Genomic DNA, 16,320 nt, shown 5'->3' on the forward strand with positions numbered 1-16,320 from the left:
TTGCGTTATGCGGCCCCGGCCGGGCGATATCCGGCAGCGAACGGCATCCTTATCAGACTAAATTCCGGACCAGCCTGGCGCCCTGGGGCAGGGACAGGCCAGGCAGGTAGGCCCGGGTGAGCGCACGGCCGATGGCCGGCAACTGAAGAGGGTCCTGGTAGTAGAGGTACAACGCCCGGTACTCGGGCTTGAAACGGGACTTGAAGGCCGCCAACGACCGGAATCCATAAACGGGTTCCAGCGCGTGGCCCACCAGGTCAAGGATGCGGACCAGGTTCTTGGCTCCCCCTTGGGCGGTGTCCTCGGCTCCCCCGTCATTCGCCAGCGGTGAACCGGACAGCGAAATCACCTCCACGGAATCCCGCAGTTCCAGGACAGCGGAGGCGATCAGGAATTCCATCACGCCGGGGAAACCGTCGGCGCCCCGGCGCATCACGTCCAGCGTCCGGCTGACGAGGCGGCCGTCGTCGTACACGGGAAGCCAACTGGTGAACCCGTGGACCCTGCCTTCACCGTCGACGGCAAGGCAGCACAGCACCTCATCGTCGTCGAGCTCGTCCACGCTGCCAAGCGTGAAGCCCATTTCCGGTACGGACTTTCCGGCGGCCCATTCCTCGGACACTTCGTTCAACCGGGTGCGCAAGGCTACCGGCAACCCGCTGTACGGACCCCAGACGGCATGCACCCCCAACTTGGCAGCCCGGTTCAGTGCCGTCCGGACGTTCTGCCACTCCTTGCCCTTGAATTCCAGCTCCCGGATGGCCAGCCGGGTTTCCTGGGCCACCGATACCCGGGAGAAGCCGCGCTCACGCAGGGCCGGCCACACCGAGTCGTCGCAGGAATACAGTGCCGGAATCAGCGCCTCGCGCCGGCAATGGGCGAGGAATCCCTCCGTGACGGCCAGCTGGGATCCGGCAGGGCCGATGGCACACCCGAGGGTCAGGGCAACACTGCCGTGCTGCTGGTAGGCCATGGCTCCCTGGCCGTCCGGGCTGAACCAGTATGCGTTCGGTTCCCACAAGGCCATCCAGGACAGCGGGCCGCCGCCCTGGTGGAGCAGCGTCCGCGCCCGTGCCCGGTCCTGCCGGCCGGAGTCGTGCCCGTGGTTTCCGCCCAGCAGCGCCCACCACACGGCTGCCAGCGCAATAAGCCAAAACACGGGCCCGGAATAGGCGAAGAGGACAGCCTCCACCGTGTTCCGGTCTGCGAAGACCCGGTGGAAATGCTGCGGAATCGGCACCGGTACATACTGCCGGGCCAGCTCGGCAAACAGACCCAGCACACCGCCGTCGCGGGACATCCCGCCAGAGGCGAACCATGCGGTGGCATAGGCGGCAGCCAGCACCCCCCAGGAGCCGCCCACCAGCACGGCAAGCGTGCGCCGGGCGGTGGGCAGGGTCTGCACCCGGAATTGCCTCCGGTTCAGCCACAGGATGACGGACAGCAGCAGCGGAACCACCACCAGCGGAAGCACATGGGCAAAGGCGGAGCCCATGGGCGCCGCGTGCGGGCCCTGCGGCCTGGAGGGAACCAGGGCGAACAGTGCAAGGTACACGGCGGCCAGGGCCGTCACAGCCAGCTGGATCGCCAGGGCAATGTTCAAGGCCATCCTGCGTCCCCGGCGCATCCCGTCGGCGCAGATCAGCAGCAGGACCACCGGGACCACTGCCAGTGCCAGGCCGAACGGACCGGCGAAACCTGCCCTGCCCGCTTCAAGGCAGGACGCTTCCACAGTGGCCCCGCAGTTGAACGCCAGTTGGCCCAGCGTGGGCAGCGGATTCAGGACAACGTCCCGAAGCAGCGCCAGCGGCCCGGTGGGTGCCCGGGTGATCCCGGTGAGGATGGGCCCGACGGCGAACACGGCCACCATCAGGGCCAGCAGGTTACGGGCCTCCCGTCCGGTGGAGCGGTGCCGGTGGAGCCTGCCTTCGTCGCCTTGGATCCACCAGCCCACCAGGAGTCCCAGCAGCGCGCCAAGGAGGCCGATCACCGTCTCGGCATGTCCCACGTACAGGACGAGCAGCAGCGAGATCGAAAGTGCCGCCGTCCGCAGGCGCCGCTGCCAGAGCACCGGCAGCCGGGCGCTGCCTGCCATGCCTGCGGCGAGCACCGGGGCGTAGGGGCCGATCAGGATGACGTCGGTCATGGTGTCGAGCCACCCGTCCCCCACATAGGCCGCGAGCTGGGTAACCAGGAGGAACAGCGTGACGGCCGCGAACTGGCCGCCCAGGAACAGTGCAGCGGCACTCCGGAAACCGAGTTTCCGTTCGGCAAGGCCCAGCAGCACAATGATCATCAGCGCGGCCACCACATAGGCAGTGGGGTTGGTGGCGAAGAAGAGGCTGGTGAACAGCGACCACCAGCGCCCCTCACGCAGTCCGGGACCGCTGACGCCGGCAACATCCAGCAGCTGCTCGGACGGACCGGCCAGGAAGCTGTCCGTAGCCGCGCCTGTACCCACAAACACGGCGAGCACCACAAGCGTGAACGGCATGGCCTTCAGCCCCGTCGCCGCCCTGCCCAGCGTTGGCCGGACCACGGTGTCCCAAGCCAATGCCATGGTCCGGGTGTCCTGTCCGCCGCTCATCCGCCGGTCCCCCACTGGGCTGCGAGGAACTGCAGGGCATCGCCAAACCGCCGGGACGACGTGTCCCACGAGTGCCCGGTGTGCTCCACCTCGTAGGCGCGTACGGTGAATCCGGCGTCCCCGGCAGCGGCCGCCAGGGTCCTGAGGTAGCCCACAAATTCAGTATCGTTCTGCCCGGCCGTCAGGTACAGGCCATGGCCGTCAAAACGCTTGTCCGCCATGATGGCCAGCGGCGTCTGCCGCAGGAACGCCTCGGGGTCGCCCGGGAAGGCGGCGTCGATGGTCTTCTGGCGTTCCTTGGCGATGGCGGGCTCGGCTTCTGCCGAGAACGCCAGGACCTCGGGAAACAGGTCAGGATGGCGGGTTCCCAGCTGGATGGCGCAAGTGCCGCCGAAGGAGAATCCCCCTACCGCCCAGTGCGAATGGTCCGTGTCCACGGCAAGGGTGGAGCCGATCCACCGCGGCACATCCTGCGACAGGTAGGTATCGGCGTGGGCGATCTGGCTGTCCATGCACATGGTGTTGGCGTTCTGCGACCCGTTTGCGTCGGGGACCACCACCACGGGAGCCACGCCGCCATGGGCGGCAGCAAAGGAGTCCATGTGGCCGCGGAGGGCTCCGCCGGTCAGCCAGTCGGCCGGACCGCCGGGCTGGCCGGCAATGAGGACCAACACGGGCAACGCCGGACGGTTCTGTGCAAAGTAGGCCGGAGGAAGGTAGATGAAGGCGTCCCGGGTATCCATGCCGGAGATGGTGCCTGGAATGGCGGCCTTGCGCAGGACTCCCCCGTCCGGGATGTCCCCTTGCGGACGCCAGCCCTGCAGCGCCACGCCGTCGGGCGCTCCTGCCGGCCGGACGAGGTTCTGTTCCAGGGCAGGAATGCGGGCAAGGGCGGTCCCCATCAGGTCGCTCACCGTACGGTTGAGGCCGAAGTAGGCGTTGATTTGCACGCTGGACAGGGCAACCACCAGCAGTGCGGCAGCCAGGCCACCGCCACGACGGCGCCAGGAGTTGCGGGGCAGGAGGAACAGCCAGAGGAGTACCGCGGCCACAGCTGGCACCAGCCACAGAAGGACCGGGTCCGGGATGTTTTCCGGGAAAACGGAATAGAGGTTAATCAGCGCCCAGTGGACGGTGGCCACCAGCGCAAAGGCCACGGCAACGGCGGCAATGACCCGGTAGAGCCAGCGCACCGGTCCGTGGGGCGGCGGTGGCATGAGGAGGAACGCGGCGCCGGCGAGGCCCAGGATCAGCGAGGCCCAGTAGAGGGGGCCGTCGGTCAGCCGGACATCAAGGATCCAGTCCACGCGTCTAACGCCAGGTGCCGATGCCGATGACCGGCCCGGCTTCCAGCCACGACGACAGGCCTGTGTAGGCATCGAACTTCATGGCGAGCCGCAGGTCCTGGCCCTCGTAGCGAAGTTCCACGATGACGACGTCGGGCTGTACCTTGACGGCTTCGGCCTCTGTGGGCTTGCGGCGGCCAAGGAGTTCAAGGGAATGCCGCTTGAACTTGTGTTTTGGGCGGACACTGAGCGAGAGCAGCCGGAACCACTCAAGGTCGTTGTCCTGATAACGACAAACCCCCATCTGCCAGCTGTTTCCAGCCATGCAAATGGAGGCGTCCACCGTGCCGAGGGCACGCCGCAGGTTAAAGCGGCGCACCCCCGAAAGGCACAGTGCAAAAATCAGCAATCCAAAGGCGATTGCCAGTGCGATGAACGAAATACCCGGTGCGTCCATCAAGGTCGTGCTAGCGGATCCCAGCGGTAGCCGAGCCGCCAAGCTGGGCGTTGTCAGCAACGATGACTACCCGGTTGTTGTCGACGGAGAAGAACCCGCCGTCAACATCGACCGAAATACGGTCTCCCGACACCGGCTGGATCGCGAGTTCACCTTCGGCCAGGATCGCCAGCAGGGGCGAGTGGCCGGGCAGGATTCCGATCTCACCATCGCTGGTGCGGGCCTTGACCATCGTGGCCGCTCCGGACCACACGAAGTGGTCCGCTGCGACAATCTCAACCTCAAGCTCAGCCATATTACTTGGTCTGTTCCTGGATCTTGGCCCACTGGCGCTCAACGTCATCGAGGCCGCCGACGTTGAAGAACGCCTGCTCCGCAATGTGGTCGAGCTCGCCGTCGCAGATCGCCGTGAAGCCTTCGACGGTGTCCTTGATGGAGACCGTGGAGCCCTCAACGCCGGTGAACTGCTTGGCGGTGTAGGTGTTCTGCGAGAGGAACTGCTGGATACGGCGTGCACGCGACACGACGATCTTGTCCTCTTCGGAGAGTTCGTCAACGCCGAGGATGGCGATGATGTCCTGGAGTTCCTTGTTCTTCTGCAGGATCTGCTTCACACGGACAGCCGTGTTGTAGTGATCCTTGCCGATGTACTGCGGGTCCAGGATTCGCGACGTGGAGGTCAGCGGATCCACGGCCGGGTACAGGCCACGGGATGCGATTTCACGGGAAAGTTCCGTGGTGGCGTCCAGGTGCGCGAACGTGGTGGCCGGGGCCGGGTCGGTGTAGTCATCTGCGGGAACGTAGATGGCCTGCATCGAGGTGATGGAGTGGCCCTTGGTGGAGGTAATGCGTTCCTGCAGGAGACCCATTTCGTCGGCCAGGTTGGGCTGGTAGCCCACGGCAGACGGCATGCGGCCGAGCAGGGTGGAAACCTCGGAACCTGCCTGCGTGAAGCGGAAGATGTTGTCGATGAACAGCAGCACGTCCTGGTTCTGGACATCGCGGAAGTACTCCGCCATGGTCAGTGCGGACAGTGCAACGCGAAGGCGCGTTCCCGGCGGCTCATCCATCTGGCCGAATACAAGGGCGGTGTCCTTGAGGACGCCTGCCTCTTCCATTTCAACCCAGAGGTCGTTGCCCTCACGGGTACGCTCTCCAACACCGGCGAACACGGAAGTACCACCGAAGTTGCGCGCAACACGGGTGATCATTTCCTGGATCAGAACAGTCTTGCCCACGCCGGCGCCGCCGAACAGGCCGATCTTGCCACCCTTGATGTACGGGGTGAGAAGGTCGATGACCTTGATGCCGGTTTCCAGCATCTCGGTGGAGCCTTCGAGCGAAGCGAAGCTGGGTGCCTTACGGTGGATCGGCCAGCGTTCGCTGATGTCCAGTTCCGACTCGGTAACGTCCAGGGGCTGGCCCAGCACGTTGAAGATGTGGCCCTTGACGCCGTCGCCAACGGGGACGGAGATCGGGGCGCCGGAGTCCACCACTGAGGTGCCGCGGACCAGTCCGTCAGTAGCCTGCAGGGAGATGGCGCGGACGAGGTTGTCACCCAGGTGCTGGGAGGTCTCGAACGTGATGGTCTTGGTCTCACCGTTGAGAGTAATCTCGGTGGTGAGGGCGTTATAGATGGACGGGATTGCGTCAGCCGGGAATTCGACGTCGACAACCGGGCCGATTACGCGCGCAATGCGGCCGGTGGCACCGGACGTTGCGGCTACGTGTTCGGTAGCAGTGGCAGTCATCTCTCTCACTTCACTCAGTAGATGGCGTGGGGTTAAGTTTATCTGTTGTGGTGCAGGTTCCGCGGAAACCGGGTCAGTGCAGGCTAAGACGCAAGAGCGTCGGCACCGGCAACAATCTCGGAGAGCTCCTGCGTGATCTCGGCCTGGCGGGCCGTGTTGCGCAGACGCGTGTACTTCTTGATCAGGTCGGTGGCGTTGTCCCCTGCCGACTTCATCGCGCGCTGGCGTGCGGCCAGTTCGGATGCGGCGGCCTGCAGCATTGCTGCAAACAGGCGTGACTCGATGTAGCGGGGCAGCAACGCGTCGAGGACCTGTTCGGTCTCCGGCTCGAACTCGTACAGCGGCAGAAGCTCCGACTCGGAGGCGGCTTCTTCCTCCACTACCTCAAGCGGCAGCAGGCGGATGACCGTGGGCTCCTGGGTGACCATGGACTTGAAGCGTGTGTAGACAACATGGATTTCGTCCACGCCGCCATCTTCGAAGTCCGCAGCAAAGTCGGCCAGCAGTGCGGCACCGATTTCACGCGCGGTGCTGAACTCGGGTGCGTCGGTTCCTCCGGTCCAGACCCGCGCATATTCGCGGTTCCGGAAGTCGAAGTAAGCCTGGGACTTACGTCCCACGAGGTAGGTCTTGACTTCCTTGCCTTCGGCGTGGAGCAGCTCGTTGAGACCTTCCGCCTGCTTGAGGACGCTGGCCGAGTACGAACCTGCCAGGCCGCGGTCCGAGGTAATTACCAGGACGGCGGCACGGCGGATCTGCTCCGGCTCAGTGACCAGCGGGTGGTCGATTTCGCTTTGGCTGGCGACAGCAGAAACGGCGCGCGTGATCGCGTTCGCGTAAGGCAGTGAAGCTGCTACGCGCGCACGGGCCTTCCCGATGCGCGAGGTAGCGATCAGTTCCATCGCCTTGAAGATCTTGCGCATCGACGTGGTCGAGCTGATCTTCTGGCGGTAGACCCGGATCTGGGCTCCCATACTTATCCTTTCCTAACATTCCGTAAACCGGGTGTGCCGGACCCTGCGGGCCCGGCACACCCGGCCATCGGAACTAGCGCTTCTGCTTGACGATCTTTTCCTGGTCGACTTCGCCCTCGGAGATGGCGTCATGTGCCTCGTGGCCTGCGCCCACCAAGTGGTTGTCGCCTTCGCCGAAGAAGCCCTTCTTGAAGTCGATGATGGAGGACTTCAGAGCTGCTGCGGTGTCATCGTCCATCACGTTGGTCTGCGCCAGCGTGGTGAGGATGGAGGACTTGTGCTTGAGGTGCTCCAGGAACTCGGTTTCGAACCGGTTCACATCCTCAACCGGAACGTCATCCAGGTGGCCGTTGGTGCCTGCCCAGATGGAGACAACCTGGTCCTCAACCGGGAACGGTGAGTACTGGCCCTGCTTGAGCAGTTCCATCAGGCGGGCTCCACGGGTGAGCTGCTGGCGTGACGCGGCGTCCAGGTCCGAGGCAAACATAGCGAACGCCTGCATGTCGCGGTACTGGGCGAGTTCCAGCTTCAACGTGCCGGAGACCTTCTTCATGGACTTCACCTGCGCTGCACCGCCAACGCGGGACACCGAAACGCCCACGTCGACTGCGGGACGCTGGTTGGCGTTGAAGAGGTCCGACTGCAGGAAGATCTGGCCGTCGGTGATGGAGATGACGTTGGTCGGGATGTAGGCGGACACGTCGTTCGCCTTGGTCTCGATCAGCGGCAGGCCCGTCATGGAACCGGCACCGAGCTCGTCGGAGAGCTTTGCACAACGCTCCAGGAGACGGGAGTGCAAGTAGAAGACGTCACCCGGGTAGGCTTCGCGTCCCGGCGGGCGGCGGAGCAGCAGGGACACGGCGCGGTAGGCTTCAGCCTGCTTGGACAGGTCATCAAACACGATGAGGACGTGCTTGCCGCCGTACATCCAGTGCTGGCCGATCGCGGAACCTGCGTACGGTGCCAGGTACTTGAAGCCGGCGGGGTCGGATGCGGGAGACGCCACGATGGTGGTGTACTCGAGCGCGCCGTTGTCCTCGAGGGTCTGGCGGACAGCGGCAATAGTGGATGCCTTCTGGCCGATCGCCACGTAGATGCAGCGGACCTGCTTGGTCACATCGCCGGAAGCCCAGTTGGCCTTCTGGTTGATGATGGTGTCGATCGCAATGGCCGACTTGCCGGTCTGGCGGTCACCAATGATCAGCTGACGCTGGCCGCGTCCGATCGGAATCATGGCGTCGATGGCCTTGAGACCGGTCTGCATCGGCTCGTGAACCGACTTGCGCTGCGTCACGCCGGGAGCCTGGAGCTCCAGGGCACGGGTGGCTTCAGCCTTGATCTCGCCGAGGTCGTCGATGGGCACGCCCAACGGGTCGACTACGCGGCCGAGGAAGGCGTCGCCCACGGGCACGGACAGAACCTGTCCCGTGCGGTGGACTTCCTGGCCTTCTTCGATACCGGTGAAGTCGCCGAGGATGATGACGCCGATTTCGCGGACGTCAAGGTTCTGGGCGAGGCCCAGCGTGCCGTCCTCGAAGCGCAGCAGCTCGTTCGCCATGACCGAGGGAAGGCCCTCAACACGGGCGATGCCGTCACTAGCGGTGGTTACGCGGCCGACCTCTACGCGTTCTGCGTTTCCGGGTTCGTAGGACGCCGCGAACTCGTTCAGCGCATTACGGACGTCGTCGGCGTTGATGGTCAATTCGGCCATCTGCAGTCCCTGCTCTCCTGTTTTGTGATCACCGTCAGGTGACCGGGGTTTCTATCAGTTTGGTTGTGCTTGTCCGGCTAGCCGGCCAGCTGGCGTTGCAGCTCGCCCAGGCGGCTGATGACCGAAGCGTCGAGCACTTCGTCACCCACCTGGACGCGGATACCGCCAATGAGTGCCGGATCAACGTTGATGTTGACCTTCAGTTCCCGTCCGTACAGCGCGTTCAGGCCCGCCTGGAGGCGGGACAGCTGCGTCGACGTCAGGGGACGGGTCACGCTGACCGTTGCAATCCAGCGCTGCTGCCGCTTGGCCGCCAACTCGGCGAACCGTTCCACCAGGCGCGTCGCCTTGATGCCGCGGGGCTGGGTGACTGCCTGGGTAATGAGGACTTTTGCTTCCTCACTGACACCGGGCACCAGCTTTTCGGCAAGGGCAGCCTTGGCTGCCCCGCTGGCCTGTGGTTCGGACAGAGCACGTTGTACCTCGTGGCTGGACGCCACGGCCTGGTTGAAGGAGAACAGGTCGTTCTCCAGTTCTTCCAGGCCAGTGATGCCGGAGGCAGAAACGGCCGACTTGTTTTCAGCAACGGAAATGACCACCGTTGCGGCAAGAGTCTCGAGTGCATCGCCGATGTCCCGAGCAGATGCCCAGCGTGAACTGGCCAATCCGCCCGCGACCTCTGCAGCATCAGCGGAGACTTTTCCGCCAACCAGCTGCCTGACCAGCGCCGACTTTTCGTCACCGTTACGGGACGGGTCAGTCAGGGCGCGGCGCAAGCCAGCCGAGCTGTCCACCATTCCCAGAATTCCGAAGAGTTCCTTAGCCAGCTGCAACGATGCGGTGGGAAGCTTTACTTCCAGCGCGGCCAGTGCTGTTGCCAGCGATTCGCTCGATACGCCTGCCATTACTTAGCTGCACCTGCGCTCTGGGTCTCCAGATCTGCCAGGAACCGGTCCACAACCCGTGCTGAGCGGTCGTCGTCGTTGAGCGATTCGCCCACGATGCGGCCGGCAAGGGTGGTGGCCAGGGTGCCAACCTCGGAGCGCAGGGACACAACGGCCGCCTGGCGCTCGGATTCGATCTGTGCGTGTGCCTGCGCAGTGATGCGTGCAGACTCGGCAGCAGCCTTCTCCTTGAGGTCCGCGAGGATCTGCGCACCTTCGGCGCGTGCTTCCTCACGAATGCGGTTTGCTTCGGTGCGGGCGTCGGTCAGCTGCTGCTTGTACTCTTCGAGTGCAGCAGACGCCTCAGCCTGGGCTTTTTCAGCCTTGGCAATGCCACCTTCGATGGCTTCGGCTCGCTCGGCAAAGGTCTTCTCGAACATCGGGACAACAAACTTGACCACGATGAACATGAGAATCGCGAAGCCAACCAGGACAACGCCCATTTCCCAAAGGTTGGGAACGAGGGGGTTAACCTTTTCGCCTTCAGTGGCGGCTGAGATGATCAGCTGATTCATATTTCACCCGTCCTTATCTACTCGGTTCTGAATGTTCGCTTCGCGCCAGGACTAGGAAAGGACGAAAGCGAAGACGAGACCAAGGATGGCGAGGGCTTCGGTCAGTGCCAGACCAAGGAATGCGATCGGCTGCAGCACACGCTGAGCCTCCGGCTGACGTGCCACACCGTTGATGTAAGCGGCGAACACGAGACCCACACCGATACCACCGCCGATGGCCGAGAGGCCATAGCCGATGAGGTTGAGGGAGCCGTTGATTGTGCCTTCCATTTTTCTTCCTTTCAAGATGCCACCCATGTGGCAGGTTGTTTGGGTTGCTTCATCCCCGTGAGGGGAAGATTTGTGTGTGCCTGTCGGCAGGGCGCCTAGTGGCTGTCGGCGTGCAGGGCGCCTTCGATGTAGATCGCCGTCAGCAGGGTAAAGACGTAAGCCTGCAGAACCATGATCAGGGCCTCAAGCATGTACATGGCGATCGCACCGGCGAGCACCAGGACAGAGGTGCCCTTCAGGAGGATGCTTTCCTGCATGACCAGGTATTCGATGCCGGAACCGGCGATCATCACGATGAGGTGGCCGGCCAGCATGGTGGCGAACAGACGGAGGCTGTGCGTCACGGGCCGGACGACGAAGTTGGAGATGATCTCGATCGGGATGACGATCGGCAGGATGAACCAGGGAACACCCGACGGAACGGTGGCCAGCTTGAAGTAGCGAAGGCCGTTCTTCTTGACGCCGATGGCGATCCAGGTGAAGTACACGATGCCGGCCAGGACGTATGCTCCGCCGACGTGCGAAAACGTGGGGAGCTGGATGACCGGGATGGCGCCGTAGATGTTGTTCACCAGGATGAAGAAGAACAGGCTGAACAGCAGGGGCACGTACTTGATAAAGTCGCGGCCGCCGATGATGTCCTTGGCGATGCCATTGCGGACGAAGCCGTAGGCGGCCTCGCCGGCGAACTGGAGCTTGCCGGGTACCAGCTGCTGCTTGCGTGCAGCCAGCACGAAGAAGACGGCGATAAAGACGACAGAGAGGAGGACCAGCAGCATCTGCTTGGAGAATCCTTCTGCGGCACCCCACGGCAGGATTGCCGGCAAATGCATTTCGTTAATACCAGGAGGTGTAAACTCTCCTGAATCTTGGGCCGGGAGCGCAAGCGCGATCAACGCGTTTCCTCTCTGCAGTGTCCATCATTGGGCGTTGGGCGGGGAGCAGGGGCCTTGCGGCCTGAAGTTCCCCCTGTGAAATTATTTGGCATTCGTGCCGCCGTCCTGGGACGGACCGCTGGCAGCAGGACGATCACCAGTGTTTTTGCGGGAACTGGTGAGGCCATGCATGTGGGAAAGGTAAAAACCTCCGACGGCTCCAAGCAGAGCGCCTGCGAGCACAATCCAGCGCGTTCCCCACAGAAAATCCAATCCCCACCCTATCAAACTCCAGACGATGATTCCGCCAATGATGTAGCTGAAGACGGCCATCCCGGCGTTGTATCCGCCGTCGGTGTTTTCGCTGGAGACGCCGGGCGCAGAACTGCCCTGCGCACGGCTGCCGTTACCGGCAGCGTCACGTTTCCTTGAGTTACGCACGGGGCTCCCCTTTGTCCTCTGGATCGTTGTAGATCTGAAGTCGGACTTTGCTGAAACCATAGATTTCGGCCGCCTGCCACAGGACGACGGCCACTACGGCTCCGGCGACGAACCAGCGGCCTTGCAGCCATTGGGGCGCCCCCAGCACGAACATCACAATGGCGAATCCCACGACTTTGATGAAGTAGGTGGCCACGAAGACGCCGATGGCACCGGAGGGGTTGCTTCGTCCAACGAAGTGGCCAACCAGGAGGCTGATTCCAAAGAACAGCATCACCAGCAAACCGCCCAAAGCACTTGAGAGTGCGGCGGCACCACCGTTGAGGAACATCGCGGTTGCACTGCAGAGGACCAGGCCTATTGCCGCGGCAGCGGCGCTGATCTTGAGCAGGTGCAGCCACAGCGATGCGGTGGGACCGGAAGCACCAACATGTCCTTTGCCGGACGCAGGTCCGGGCTCGGCGTTGGAGGTCATTCGATCCCAATCGTCGGGGGCATTTGGCGGGGAGCCAGCAGGGTGGAGTGGCAGCTTGTGCTGCCCCTAAATTCTACACGAGATAGAAAATGTTTCCGCACGGCGTTACGTGGCTGGTTCCTCGCCGCTGCGGGACAGGTACGGCCACGCCGTGATCAGGCCCATGACCAACGTGGCGAAGAGGTCAACCGCGAGGACGATCTGCCAGGGGAAGATGGCAAAGGCGAGCCCGCCGAAGGACAGCACCACTGTCCACAGGTACATAAGGATCACGGCCGTGCGGTGCGAGTAGCCGATGTCGAGAAGTTTGTGGTGCAGGTGTCCACGGTCCGCAGACCACGGCGATCGTCCTCGCGCGGTGCGCCGGACTACGGCGAGGCCCAGGTCCAGCAAGGGCAGGAAGAGCACGGCGAAGGGAAGGAGGATGGGGATGACCGTGGAAATACCGTTGGCCCGGTCATACAGGCCCGAGGTGATCTGTCCCGTGGACACCACGCCTGCCGACGCCATCAGCAGCCCGATCAGCATGGCCCCGGAGTCCCCCATGAAGATCTTTGAGGGGAACCAGTTGTGGGGCAGGAACCCGAGGCAGCCGCCTACGAGGACCGCCGTGATGAGCGTGGCAAGGTCTGAGTAATCCAGCAGAACCGCATTGCGGTGTACCCAGTAGGCGGTGACGAAGAACGCCGTTCCGCCGATCACGGCCACTCCTGCGGCAAGACCGTCCAGGCCGTCGATGAAATTAAAGGCGTTCATGGTGGTGACAATGAGCCCTGCGGTCAGCACCACCCGGAGCGTTCCGTTCTCCAGGTAGATGGGTTCGGGAACCCAGGGAACGATGGTCATTTGTACGCCCCAGGTGGCCACGGTAAGCGCAGCCAGGCTCTGGCCGATCAGCTTCACCCACCAGCGAATGTCCAGGAGGTCGTCGGCCACGCCCACCAGGACGATCACCGCGGCCCCGGCCAGCACTCCCCACGGCGAGAAATTGTTCCGGTAGATGTCCTTGACGAAGAAAGACTGGCTCGCGACGATCAGTGCCACCATCACACCCAGGAAGATGGCGACGCCGCCAAGCCTGGAAACGGGGGTGGAGTGCATGTCGCGGCTGCGGATGGGCTGGTGCAGTTCGAGCCTGTGGCCCACCACCCGGGCACCCCAGGTCGCGGCGTAGGACACGACGGCGGCCGTCAGGCCCATGAGCAGGTACATGATCATGGGGTGATGGCCGTTTCAGGATTGATGGGGCCGGGAATGGACCGCCGCGCCGGCGGCAGATCCGAGATAGGTGGGCTCACTGGCCGGGAATCTGTTCTCCGATAAATGAAACTTCTCCGTCGCCGAGCGCGCAGCAGACAGTACGCAGATAGCTTTACGCAGTGCCTTACAGGGCTGTATTACAGTGGACTCTAGTCAAAGATACTAGCGCCAACGGCGTCATGGCTCCGCGCCACACTCGCGCAGAAGGAGCAGGGAAACCCCTGACAGCCATGCTGAAAGGACCCCCATGACCGCCCGCATTGCAGTTGCAGCCGTGACCTTCGACCGTCCGAAGGAGCTCGCGGTACTGCTGGATTCGATCAAGGCCCAGACGGCCGCAGTGGACACCATTTGCCTGGTGGACAGTGGCACAACGCCGGCGCGCAGCATAGCGGATCAACATGCCAACGTTGACTATGTCCGGTCCGAAGCCAACCTTGGCGGGGCCGGCGGGTTTGCCCTCGCGGCCCTCAAGGCGGTGGCCAGCGGTGCCAAGTGGATCTGGATGATGGACGACGACGCCGTGCCCGCCGATCCTGAATGCCTCGCCACGCTGGTCCGGGAGGCCGAAGCCCGCGACCTGGAGGCTGTGGTTCCACTCGTGACGGCACCCGGACAGCCCGACAGGCTTTCCTTCTTCTTCCGGCTGGACGGCAAGGTCACCCACGACCGCGCCGAGGTGGAGAAACTGGGGTTCCTTCCCGACGACGGGCACTTCTTCAATGGCGCGCTCATCCGGTCCGACGTGTTCTTCAAGGTGGGCCTGCCCGACATGCGCCTGTTTATCCGCGGCGACGAGGTGGACTTCACCATCCGGCTCCGCCAGGCAGGGATCAGGTTTGGAACAGTCACCACCACAGCCATTACACACCCGCACGCGTTTTCCGAAACCCAGCACGTGTACGGCGCCGGATGGCACGTCATCGTTCCGGAATCGGCGTTCAAGCGCTATTACTACTACCGCAACCGCGGGTACCTCATCCGCCGGTATTTCCGGGTCCGTTCGTTCATTGCGGACGTAGGCGGCTACCTGGGGTACTTCCTGCAGCGCCGCGACCTTCCCGGGCTGCTTGCCTGGGCACGGACCTTCAGCGCCGGCCTGCGCGGCAAAGGATTCGGCCCGCTGGAGGACCAGAAGTTCTAGCGGCACTCCCCGCGTAGGGGCTGCCGGAGGAGCCCGTTAGCCCTTGCTGGATAAACGGCGCGTTGCCAGGAGCCACAGCAGGACCCAGGGCTCGCCGAAAACACGGTAGGCAACGCGGCGCGGGTGCAGCAGCAGCCGCCAGGCCCATTCAAGGCCCAGCCGGCCCAGCCAGCGGGGCGCCAGCTTCTGGATCCCGGCCAGCTGTTCGATGGCACCACCCACGGCGCAGTAAATGGCCGGCGGCAAGCCGTCGAGCCGACGCTGCAGCACTTCCTCCTGCAGGGGCATGCCCAGGCCCAACAGCACCAGCTGCGGCTGCTCGCGGTGCAGCCAGGCGACGGCGGCATCCTCCAGTTCAGGGTTCCAGTCCTCGCCCGGAAAACCTTCCACCCGGGCACCGGGAACGATGGTCCTCAGCCGGGCGACAGCACCGGAATTGGCTTCATTGCCGGCGCCCACCACAGCAATCCGCTCGAGGCCGCGCACTTGGTCAAGGGCGGGCAGCCAGTCGGTGGAGCCGAGCCGGTAGTCCATGACGGGACCCGCCGCGTTGCCTGTCCTCCCCCACAGCCACAGCACGGGCGCCCCGTCCAGGAGCACGATGTCACTGGCCTCGTAGAGCCGGCGAAACCCATCATCGGAGAGGGTGAGCGTGACGCTGTGGAGGTTGTGTCCCAGCACCGTCCGGGTGGAGCCGTCCTCGATAAAGCGGCTGAGCTCCTCAACCAGCTCGGGAACCCGCAGCGGCGTGGCGTGGACGTCCAGGACAGGAATCTGCTGGCGGTCCAGTGCCATCAAGGCTGCTGTTCCCTGGCCGGTGCGGCGGCATCCGCCGGCTCGGCCTTCCCTGCAGATTCACCGTTGCCCGCTTCGTTGCCGACGATTCCCTCATCGGCCGGCTCTGCTGCCACGGCTGGCTCCGCAGTATCCTCCTCGGCATTCTCCTCAGCCATGGGAATCTCGCCGAGGCCCAGGACGCCCGGAACGTGCTCGCGAAGCTGGTCGAGACTGACCGCACCGTTGCGGACAACGCGGAGGCGGGGCCCGGTGGCATCAACAATGGTGGAAGGAACCGCGTCCGCGCCCTCGGCCGGGCGGAAGCCGCCTTCCAGGTAGACCTCCACGGAGTCCGCCAGCTGCTCGCGCGCTGCGGCGGCGGTTTGTGCCGGGGCGTGTCCGGTCCGGTTTGCGGAGGATACGGCCAGGGGCCCGGTGAGGGTCAGCAGCTCCTGCGCAATTTCATCGGCCGGCATCCGCAGCGCTACAGTCCCCTTGGTCTCGCCAAGGTCCCAGTCCAATGAGGGCTGGGCGTGGAAAATGAGCGTGAGGCCGCCGGGCCAAAAGGCTTCCGCAAGCTTGCGGGCCTCCGCGGAAATGTCCGTGGCCAGCCCGTCCAGGGCGTTGATACGGGGAATCAGCACGGGCGGCGGCATGGTGCGGCTGCGTCCCTTGGACACCAGGAGCATGGTGACGGCCTGCGGCGAGAAAGCGTCGGCGGCGATTCCATACACGGTGTCCGTGGGCAGGACCACGCATTTTTTCTCGCTGATGGCCCGCTGGGCATGTTCGAGGGCTTCGGCGCGCTGGCTGTCGGTGCTGCAGTCGTAGGTTGTGGTCACAGGCCTATTCT

General features: G+C 64.0%; 17 protein-coding genes. 1 reads left to right on the forward strand and 16 read right to left on the reverse strand.

Annotation, left to right across the window (positions count from 1 at the left end; all coding sequences use genetic code 11):
- Positions 1-52: 52 nt before the first annotated feature.
- From BLT71_RS13470 to BLT71_RS13535, 14 genes are all read right to left on the reverse strand, one after another.
- Entirely contained in the window at positions 53-2,587 is a 2,535-nt protein-coding gene (locus BLT71_RS13470; protein ID WP_091724028.1) for a bifunctional lysylphosphatidylglycerol flippase/synthetase MprF, read from the reverse strand.
- Entirely contained in the window at positions 2,584-3,894 is a 1,311-nt protein-coding gene (locus BLT71_RS13475) for an alpha/beta hydrolase (RefSeq protein ID WP_091721134.1), read from the reverse strand. The genes BLT71_RS13470 and BLT71_RS13475 overlap by 4 nt, the downstream gene beginning before the upstream one ends.
- Positions 3,895-3,898: 4 nt before the next feature.
- Positions 3,899-4,330, reverse strand: coding sequence for a DUF2550 domain-containing protein (locus BLT71_RS13480; RefSeq protein ID WP_091721137.1), 432 nt, complete (start codon positions 4,328-4,330; stop codon positions 3,899-3,901).
- Positions 4,331-4,340: 10 nt separating this feature from the next.
- Positions 4,341-4,625, reverse strand: a complete 285-nt coding sequence (locus BLT71_RS13485; protein WP_091721140.1) for a F0F1 ATP synthase subunit epsilon — start codon at positions 4,623-4,625, stop codon at positions 4,341-4,343.
- Position 4,626: 1 nt separating this feature from the next.
- Positions 4,627-6,081, reverse strand: a complete 1,455-nt coding sequence (gene atpD / locus BLT71_RS13490) for a F0F1 ATP synthase subunit beta (RefSeq protein ID WP_091721143.1) — start codon at positions 6,079-6,081, stop codon at positions 4,627-4,629.
- A gap of 83 nt (positions 6,082-6,164) precedes the next feature.
- Positions 6,165-7,055 (reverse strand): F0F1 ATP synthase subunit gamma, encoded by an 891-nt coding sequence (locus BLT71_RS13495; RefSeq protein ID WP_091721145.1) that lies wholly within the window; start codon positions 7,053-7,055, stop codon positions 6,165-6,167.
- Between the two features lie 73 nt (positions 7,056-7,128).
- Positions 7,129-8,766, reverse strand: a complete 1,638-nt coding sequence (atpA, locus tag BLT71_RS13500; protein WP_091721148.1) for a F0F1 ATP synthase subunit alpha — start codon at positions 8,764-8,766, stop codon at positions 7,129-7,131.
- A gap of 77 nt (positions 8,767-8,843) precedes the next feature.
- Entirely contained in the window at positions 8,844-9,671 is an 828-nt protein-coding gene (locus BLT71_RS13505) for a F0F1 ATP synthase subunit delta (protein ID WP_091721151.1), read from the reverse strand.
- Complete coding sequence (locus BLT71_RS13510) at positions 9,671-10,225, reverse strand: F0F1 ATP synthase subunit B (protein WP_015937520.1); 555 nt, start codon at positions 10,223-10,225, stop codon at positions 9,671-9,673. Before BLT71_RS13510 ends, BLT71_RS13505 begins: the two co-directional genes overlap by 1 nt.
- Positions 10,226-10,276: 51 nt before the next feature.
- The gene (gene atpE, locus BLT71_RS13515) at positions 10,277-10,495 is read right to left on the reverse strand and encodes an ATP synthase F0 subunit C (RefSeq protein WP_011775261.1); all 219 of its coding nucleotides are present in this window, start codon (positions 10,493-10,495) and stop codon (positions 10,277-10,279) included.
- Between the two features lie 95 nt (positions 10,496-10,590).
- The gene (gene atpB / locus BLT71_RS13520) at positions 10,591-11,391 is read right to left on the reverse strand and encodes a F0F1 ATP synthase subunit A (RefSeq protein ID WP_056085165.1); all 801 of its coding nucleotides are present in this window, start codon (positions 11,389-11,391) and stop codon (positions 10,591-10,593) included.
- Between the two features lie 81 nt (positions 11,392-11,472).
- Positions 11,473-11,811: an AtpZ/AtpI family protein gene (locus tag BLT71_RS13525; RefSeq protein WP_091721153.1), complete on the reverse strand. Its 339-nt coding sequence runs from the start codon at positions 11,809-11,811 to the stop codon at positions 11,473-11,475.
- Positions 11,804-12,286 (reverse strand): hypothetical protein, encoded by a 483-nt coding sequence (locus tag BLT71_RS13530; RefSeq protein ID WP_091721156.1) that lies wholly within the window; start codon positions 12,284-12,286, stop codon positions 11,804-11,806. The genes BLT71_RS13525 and BLT71_RS13530 overlap by 8 nt, the downstream gene beginning before the upstream one ends.
- A 105-nt stretch (positions 12,287-12,391) precedes the next feature.
- Entirely contained in the window at positions 12,392-13,504 is a 1,113-nt protein-coding gene (locus tag BLT71_RS13535; RefSeq protein WP_091721159.1) for an MraY family glycosyltransferase, read from the reverse strand.
- 289 nt (positions 13,505-13,793) lie between these two features.
- Here BLT71_RS13535 and BLT71_RS13540 point away from each other — a divergent pair, with 289 nt between their 5' ends.
- Positions 13,794-14,690 (forward strand): glycosyltransferase, encoded by an 897-nt coding sequence (locus BLT71_RS13540; RefSeq protein WP_091721161.1) that lies wholly within the window; start codon positions 13,794-13,796, stop codon positions 14,688-14,690.
- A 36-nt stretch (positions 14,691-14,726) separates the two neighbouring features.
- Here the strand turns inward: BLT71_RS13540 and BLT71_RS13545 are convergent, their stop codons facing one another.
- Together BLT71_RS13545 and BLT71_RS13550 are read right to left on the reverse strand one after the other, a co-directional pair.
- Positions 14,727-15,485, reverse strand: coding sequence for a WecB/TagA/CpsF family glycosyltransferase (locus tag BLT71_RS13545; protein ID WP_091721164.1), 759 nt, complete (start codon positions 15,483-15,485; stop codon positions 14,727-14,729).
- Positions 15,485-16,309, reverse strand: coding sequence for an L-threonylcarbamoyladenylate synthase (locus BLT71_RS13550; protein ID WP_091721167.1), 825 nt, complete (start codon positions 16,307-16,309; stop codon positions 15,485-15,487). Before BLT71_RS13550 ends, BLT71_RS13545 begins: the two co-directional genes overlap by 1 nt.
- Between the last annotated feature and the right edge of the window lie 11 nt (positions 16,310-16,320).

The sequence above is a fragment of the Pseudarthrobacter equi genome (assembly GCF_900105535.1).
In the GTDB taxonomy this organism is placed as follows: Bacteria; Actinomycetota; Actinomycetes; order Actinomycetales; family Micrococcaceae; genus Arthrobacter; species Arthrobacter equi.